A 7,050-nucleotide genomic window follows, 5' to 3' on the forward strand; every position below is an offset into this window, starting at 1 on the left:
GGACGTGCCCGCTCGGTGCAGGCACTGCTTGCATTAGTAAAGATATTCGAACAGTTCTGAAAGCAGCTCGGTCGAGCGATTCTCACCATCGTAACTCTCGGCGATGGCGGTGGAAACGACAATGTCGCCGTCGCGTTCCTCAAGCCGTATATCAAACGAATGTACCGGTTCCGGGGCGTCGGAGAACCAGCTGAACCATCCCGGCTCGCGCTCGGATTCCGGCCGGAAATCCACAAAGAAATATCCGTCTTCACGGTTCAGGTCGATCACCGGTATGCCCGCGTCATCCACCGCTCGGCGAACCTCCGCCCAAGCCCGGCCGTAATCCAGGCTCATTACAATTTCCCTGGGCGTTTCGTCGTCCGATACCAACTTGACCAGGGGTTCGCTGGCCATGCCCAATGCCGCACGGGAGTAAGACTTACTGTCTTCCCGGTTGCGTAAATACTGGGCCAGGTCTTCGAGCAGCTTCCGACTGGTATCGAGTTGCTCGCGGCTACGGGTGTCCCCACCGCCCCAAGCCATCAGTTCGTTCGGGTCATCAGCAACTTCGAAGGAACGGAATTGAACCTCTGTGGTTTTGCGGCGCACACCGGGCGCAACACGGGCTTGGACAACCACTTTCGCTTCTGGTCCGTCGGGGTTGTCCGGCAGCCCCAGCAATCCCCTCGCCTGCTTGCTGAAGTTAACCAATTCACTCTGCATCAGGCCGAGCTGGGGGCTGTCGTACGCCACACCAAGGCCGTTCTCATTCATGTAGGAGGTGACTGCAGGCCAAAGGCGACCTGGAACATCATTCACCAGCAGCCATATCTGGCCATCCAGCTCCTCAACCAGATAGTTTTCGTCAAGGATATCGGAGGTCATATCCGGCGGCCTGGGTATGCTTCCCCGATACATACGGCCCGAGTCGGCAGCGGTCGCTTCGCGTATCGGCATGATCTGACCAAACTCGCCTTCATCCGCCGTTTCCGGCAGTTTCAGAGGCGTGCCTTCCGAGGCATTGACATAGCGCTCTGAGCGGTCTTCGATCAAGCTACAGCCTGACAGGGCCATAACAAACATCAGGCCCGCCAGGGGCCTGATGCATTTTTCGGTTTTTTCGATTTCTGTCCTGAACCTAAACGCCATCAGGCGACTCCAGTTACGATAGATGGTACAGCCTGACTCAGAGTACGCCAGAGGCTTTCAGTGCGTCTTCCACTTCGCCGTGGAACCTGTCACTCAGAGGGGTGAGCGGAAGGCGAATGCCCTCCCCGATCATACCCATATGATAGAGAGCCCACTTCACGGGGATGGGATTGGCCTCGAGGAAAAGTTTGCGGTTCAGAGGCATGAGCAACTCGTTAAGCCGCTCGGTTTCCTCCTCATTTCCGGCGATGGCGGCTTCGCACAACGCAGCCATGCCCTTGGGCGCCACGTTGGCGGTAACGGAGACGTTGCCTTTGGCGCCGGCAAGCATCAGTCCGGCGGCCGTCGCGTCGTCGCCAGAGTAGACCACCAGGCGGCCTCTAACGGCTTCAACCAGCTCTGCACCACGGGGAATATTGCCGGTTGCATCCTTGATGCCGATGATGTTCGGAATATCTGCCAGGCGCTCAACGGTCTCGTTCAGCATGTCGCACGCCGTTCGGCCGGGAACGTTGTAGAGAATCTGATCGACCGGGACAGCCTCGGCAATGGTCTTGAAGTGCTGGTAGAGCCCTTCCTGGGTCGGCTTGTTGTAGTACGGGACGACAAGCAGACAGGCATCGGCACCCAGCTTGTGAGCTTCTTCGGTCAGCTCTATGGCTTCGCGAGTACTGTTACCGCCGGTACCGGCAATCACAGGAATGCGGCCATTGACGCGTTTTATGATATGCCCCACCACCCGCATGTGCTCTTCCGGGTCCAGCGTGGCGGATTCACCCGTCGTTCCAACGGCCACGATACCGTGCGTTCCGTTGTCGAGATGAAAGTCCACCAGCTTATCAAGGTGCTCCCAATGAACGCTGCCATCGGAATGCATGGGCGTGACCAGTGCGACAAGGCTCCCCGTAATCATAAAAACTCCGTACGAATAAAAACGATATGGTAATGTTGGGCACCCACTGACACAAGGGAATTAAAGGAGATGTCATGTCAGCACCCGAACTGAACCGTCCTGTTGATGATTTTGAGGCCCCGGCTACCGGAGATCAAACCATTCGTTTATCGGACCTGAAAGGCCAGAATGTGGTGGTCTATTTCTACCCCAAGGACAACACCCCCGGATGCACCACTGAAGGTCAGGATTTCCGCGATCGGCACGACCAGTTTGAAGCACTCGATACGGTTATTTTCGGTGTGTCACGTGACGGCCTGAAAGCCCACGACAACTTCCGCGAAAAACAGGCATTTCCCTTTCACCTGATTTCCGACAAGGACGAAGCCCTCTGCCAACAGTTCGATGTCATCAAGCTGAAAAAGCTCTATGGCAAGGAATATATGGGCATTGACCGCAGCACCTTCCTGATCGACAAGGACGGGGTCCTCCGCAGGGAGTGGCGAGGCGTGAAAGTACCAGGCCACGTTGACGAAGTGCTGGAAGCCGTCAGGAGTCTTTAAGACTCCTTTGGCAACGTCTCTGCCTGCCCGTACTTGACCGGCCATGCCGAGAAGATCGCCTTGAGCATGGTCGCCAGCGGTATGGCGAAGAACACACCCCACAAACCCCAGATGCCACCAAAGAACAACACAGCCACGATGATGGCGACAGGGTGCAGATTATTCACTTCCGAGAACAGGATGGGAACCAGAACGTTGCCATCCAGCGCCTGGATCACACCGTACACCACCATGACCCAGATAAACTGGCTGCCCCACCCGAAGGCGAACAGGGCGATCATGGCGACCGGAATGGTGACAACAGCCGCCCCGATATAGGGAATCACCACGCTCAGACCCACCATCAGTGACAGCAGGGCCGCATAAGGCATACCCAGAACCTTGAAGGCCACGTAGGTGATACCTCCAACGATCAGTATCTCCACCGCCTTTCCCCGCACGTAGTTGGCACACTGAAGATTCACTTCATGCCATATCCGGACCATCATCGGGCGTTGGGATGGCAGCATGCGAGCGATCGCACCCAGTAGCACCCGGCGGTCCTTGAGGAAGAAGAATACGAGAATCGGCAGCAACACCATGTAGATCAGCAGCGCCACCAGATCCGGAATGCTTTCCAGTGAAAAGGACACCAGCCATTGGGTCATGCGGCCGGCTTCGGTGGTTACCTGATTGTAGATGGTGTTGATGCCTTCCATGGATATCAACGTTGGATACTGCTCAGGAAGCACTTCAAGATAGGACTGCATCTCTCTGAAAATACGAGGTGCTTCGCCCGCCAGCCCGGTCACCTGGGTCCAGATCAGAGGTAACAACCCGAACAGGACGCCAATCAACAGCCCCAGGAAGACAAAGAACACGCCTATGATGGATACGATTTCCGGAATGCCGAGCCGATTAAGCTTGGTGACCAGCCCCTGGAGAATAAAGGCAACAATAACCGCCGCAATCGCGGGCGCCAGCATGGAGCCGAAAAAAATGATGAAGACGACGCCTGCCAGTATCAGCAGGAAAAGAATGACGGCTTCTTCATCTGAAAAGTATTTGTGGGCGAGACCACGTAAAATTCTGATCATCAACGACTCCGGAGGGTCATTACTACGGGCTTAACCGCCGCACTTTATCACAAAGGTGAAACAGCCACCCTGTTCGGATGTGCGGACCAGCTCATGACTCGACAGTTCGAGGAACGCAGGAATATCCCTTGCAGAACCGGCGTCTGTGGCGATAACTTCAAGTTCCTGGCCGGGAGACATGCTGTTGAGTTCGAGCTTGGTTTTCAATAGCGGCATCGGACAGCGCAGGCCCGATGCGTCCAGTGTTCGATCAGCCATGGCGATAAGGCATCCGTATGTTCAAAACAGGAGCCGGCATTATGCCCACAGTGGTACTGTATTGCACCTCAATCGTAACAGACGAACCCCGAAAGAACTTTCGGTGGCACAATGCTGTCAGAGAGAACCCCATGACAACGGACATCGCCTATTCATGACTGTAACAAACCGCCACCGAGCTCAACGGCCAGGCATCCTGGCATCCGCCTTTGCCCTGGCGTTTTCACTGACGGTCAGCCAGGCCTCGGCACAATCGTCGGATAGCACACTGCCGTCCATTGGTGGCGCCGGTGGTGGGCTGATCTCTGAGCGCCAGGAAACGGATATCGGGCGTCAAGTGATGACATCCATCCGGCGATCCGCCCCTCAGATCACCGATGCCCTGGTCCAGGACTACCTGAACTCGATCATTTATCGCCTCGTACCCTCGGCACCTCTGAGTAGCAGCGACCTCACGCTGGCGATCATCGACAGCCCCGACATCAATGCCTTTGCGGTCCCCGGCAATGTCGTCGGCGTTAATGGCGGCCTGTTCCTGAATGCCGAGAGTGAGCAACAGTTTGCCTCGGTTCTGGCCCACGAACTGGCGCACCTGAGCCAGCGCCATTTCGCCAGGCGCCTGGAGCAACAGGAAACCAGCGCCCCGCTGACCATTGCCGGCATGATCGCCGGCATCATCCTCTCAGCGGTTACCCAGTCGGATGTCGGCATAGCAGCCATCGCAGGCACTCAGGCACTGGCAGTGCAGAATATGCTGGCTTATAGCCGGGCTCATGAACAGGAAGCTGACCGGGTTGGCATGGACATACTCGCCAGCTCCGGCATGGACCCGAGAGGGATGCCGGAAATGTTCGAGATCATGATGCGACAGAACCGCCTGCAGGGAAACCGGGTTCCGGAGTACCTTTCCACCCACCCGCTGACGCAGAATCGTGTATCCGACACCCGCAACCGCGCCGAGCAATACCCCCGCAGGGATGTGGCCGATGCCCAGGAGTATCATCTGGTTCGATCCCGGCTTCAGGTTCGCTACGCAAAGTCCGCAGACATCGCTGTGGAAACGTTCAAGGACTACCTGAACCGTTCGGACACCGAAAAGCCGGATGCCATTCGCTACGGCCTGGCGGTGGCGTTGCTGAGAAATGGAAACCAGAGTGAGGCGATTATTGAGCTTGAAAGGCTGCTCGATGGAACACCGGGGCGCATCACCTATCAGGTGACACTCGCAGAGGCGCTGATTGAGCAGGACAAGCTCAACGAAGCTCGCAGCCTGCTTTCCGAAGCCCTTGCAAGAAATCCCGGCAACTACCCGATTACCGACATGCTCGCACACCTGGAAACCGCGGCGGGTAACGGCGAACGTGCCGCCGAATACCTCCACAGACTGACGCGGGAACTGCCGAAGAAAGAGCATCTCTGGCTGAGGTTGGCGGAAGCCGAAGGGTTGGCGCGCAACATCGTTGGGGTGCACCGGGCGAGGGCCGAATACGATATCCTGATGGGCGACCTTGAGGCAGCCCAGCGCCAGTTGCGACAGGCCCAGGAAAGACTCCCCGCCGGAGCGCCATTGCGCCAAATCGTGACCGAACGATTGTCGCAGGTGTCAGAGCGGCTGAACCAGCGCCGCAGCTGACGTCAGGCGTTGCCGGCGGCCTTCAGATTCATCTCGGCGGTGAAATCCAGCATTCGCTGAAGCGGCCTCAACGCATCCTCCCGCAACGACGGGTCCACATGAACCTCCTGGTCACCGTTCTCAATCACCGACAGCAGGTTCTCGAGGCCATTCATCGCCATCCACGGGCAATGGGCGCAGCTACGACAGGTGGCGCCATTTCCGGCTGTTGGCGCCTCAATCAAGGTCTTGTTGGGGGCCAACTGCTGCATCTTGTAGAAAATGCCGTTGTCGGTGGCAACGATAAACTGATCGTTGGGCAGCGTCTGTACCGCATGAATCAGCTGAGAGGTCGAACCGACAACATCGGCCATCTCGACCACCGCGTTGGGCGACTCAGGGTGCACCAGAACCGCCGCATCCGGATACAGCGCTTTCAGATCCTCCAGCCCCCGGTACTTGAACTCTTCATGTACGATGCATGAACCATCCCAGAGCAACACATCCGCACCGGTGGTTTTCTGCACGTAATGGCCTAAATGCTTGTCCGGGGCCCAGAGTATTTTTTCACCACGGGCATCCAGCGACTCCACAATGGCCTGAGCACAACTGGAGGTAACCACCCAGTCCGCCCTTGCCTTCACCGCTGCGGAGGTATTGGCGTAGACCACAACGGTACGGTCGGGGTGCTGGTCGCAAAAGGCCGAGAATTCGTCCGCGGGGCAGCCAATATCCAGTGAACAGGTGGCCTCCAGCGTGGGCATCAGCACACGTTTTTCCGGGTTCAGAATCTTGGCGGTTTCGCCCATGAAACGGACACCTGCCACGACCACGGTTGACGCTTTGTGCTGGTTGCCAAACCGGGCCATTTCCAGCGAATCGGCAACACAGCCGCCGGTTTCCTCCGCCAGGCGCTGAATGTCAGGGTCGGTGTAGTAATGAGCCACGAGCACCGCATCCTGCGCTTTCAGCGCTGCTCGAATACGGGACTCAAGGTTGGCTTTCTCGTCGTCGCTCAGGGTCTTTGGCTCCGCCTGGTGTGCCAGATGTTCCTGAACGAGAATACGGTCTTCAACTCGCGTCATTACTGCATCTCTGTATTGCGTTAACGTCGGAAGTATATCACTTCGGCCACGACTTTCACTGGGCTGACACCCTGCTGTCACAGAGTTTTGCTTAGGTTACTTACATGCACCCTTTTAACTACGCCCACTATCACAGATGTATGACCGTATACCCAAAAAAAAAAGAGCCCGAAGGCTCTTTTTTCGACAGGAGCCGCTTTGGCTTCCTGTTCTATTGGTGGGTCGTGAAGGATTCGAACCTTCGACCAATTGGTTAAAAGCCAACTGCTCTACCAACTGAGCTAACGACCCATAACTGTCGGCCCGAATCCGGACCAGAACAACGCGACGACTCAGTCCACCGCCTCGTTCGTAATTTGGTGGGTCGTGAAGGATTCGAACCTTCGACCAATTGGTTAAAAGCCAACTGCTCTACCAACTGAGCTAACGACCC

The 7,050-nt window shown here is 56.8% G+C and carries 7 protein-coding genes and 2 tRNA genes; 2 read left to right on the forward strand and 7 right to left on the reverse strand.

Going from position 1 to position 7,050, the window contains the following annotated elements; all coding sequences use genetic code 11:
• Positions 1-33: 33 nt before the first annotated feature.
• On the reverse strand, positions 34-1,131 hold the full coding sequence (gene bamC / locus JJO78_RS09575; protein WP_036205375.1) for an outer membrane protein assembly factor BamC: 1,098 nt from the start codon (positions 1,129-1,131) through the stop codon (positions 34-36).
• 37 nt (positions 1,132-1,168) lie between these two features.
• A complete protein-coding gene (dapA, locus tag JJO78_RS09580; protein WP_036205374.1) occupies positions 1,169-2,044 on the reverse strand; it encodes a 4-hydroxy-tetrahydrodipicolinate synthase in 876 nt (291 codons plus the stop codon).
• A gap of 74 nt (positions 2,045-2,118) precedes the next feature.
• On the opposite strand from dapA, the gene JJO78_RS09585 reads away from it, so the two are divergent.
• Complete coding sequence (locus JJO78_RS09585; RefSeq protein WP_036205373.1) at positions 2,119-2,586, forward strand: peroxiredoxin; 468 nt, start codon at positions 2,119-2,121, stop codon at positions 2,584-2,586.
• Here JJO78_RS09585 and JJO78_RS09590 read toward each other — a convergent pair.
• Both JJO78_RS09590 and JJO78_RS09595 read right to left on the reverse strand, forming a co-directional pair.
• On the reverse strand, positions 2,583-3,662 hold the full coding sequence (locus tag JJO78_RS09590) for an AI-2E family transporter (protein WP_036205372.1): 1,080 nt from the start codon (positions 3,660-3,662) through the stop codon (positions 2,583-2,585). The two genes, JJO78_RS09585 and JJO78_RS09590, sit on opposite strands and share 4 nt — an antisense overlap.
• Positions 3,663-3,692: 30 nt before the next feature.
• Entirely contained in the window at positions 3,693-3,920 is a 228-nt protein-coding gene (locus JJO78_RS09595) for a sulfurtransferase TusA family protein (protein WP_036205371.1), read from the reverse strand.
• Positions 3,921-4,074: 154 nt separating this feature from the next.
• Here JJO78_RS09595 and JJO78_RS09600 point away from each other — a divergent pair, with 154 nt between their 5' ends.
• A complete protein-coding gene (locus JJO78_RS09600; RefSeq protein ID WP_075196201.1) occupies positions 4,075-5,553 on the forward strand; it encodes a M48 family metalloprotease in 1,479 nt (492 codons plus the stop codon).
• Between the two features lie 2 nt (positions 5,554-5,555).
• On the opposite strand, the gene nadA is transcribed toward JJO78_RS09600, so the two are convergent.
• The 3 genes from nadA to JJO78_RS09615 form a co-directional block, all read right to left on the reverse strand.
• Positions 5,556-6,617: a quinolinate synthase NadA gene (gene nadA / locus JJO78_RS09605; protein WP_036205367.1), complete on the reverse strand. Its 1,062-nt coding sequence runs from the start codon at positions 6,615-6,617 to the stop codon at positions 5,556-5,558.
• Positions 6,618-6,832: 215 nt separating this feature from the next.
• Positions 6,833-6,908 (reverse strand) — tRNA-Lys (locus tag JJO78_RS09610).
• 66 nt (positions 6,909-6,974) lie between these two features.
• Positions 6,975-7,050 (reverse strand) — tRNA-Lys (locus JJO78_RS09615).

The sequence above is a fragment of the Marinobacter sp. DS40M6 genome (assembly GCF_028581595.1).
Classification (GTDB): domain Bacteria; phylum Pseudomonadota; class Gammaproteobacteria; order Pseudomonadales; family Oleiphilaceae; genus Marinobacter; species Marinobacter salarius.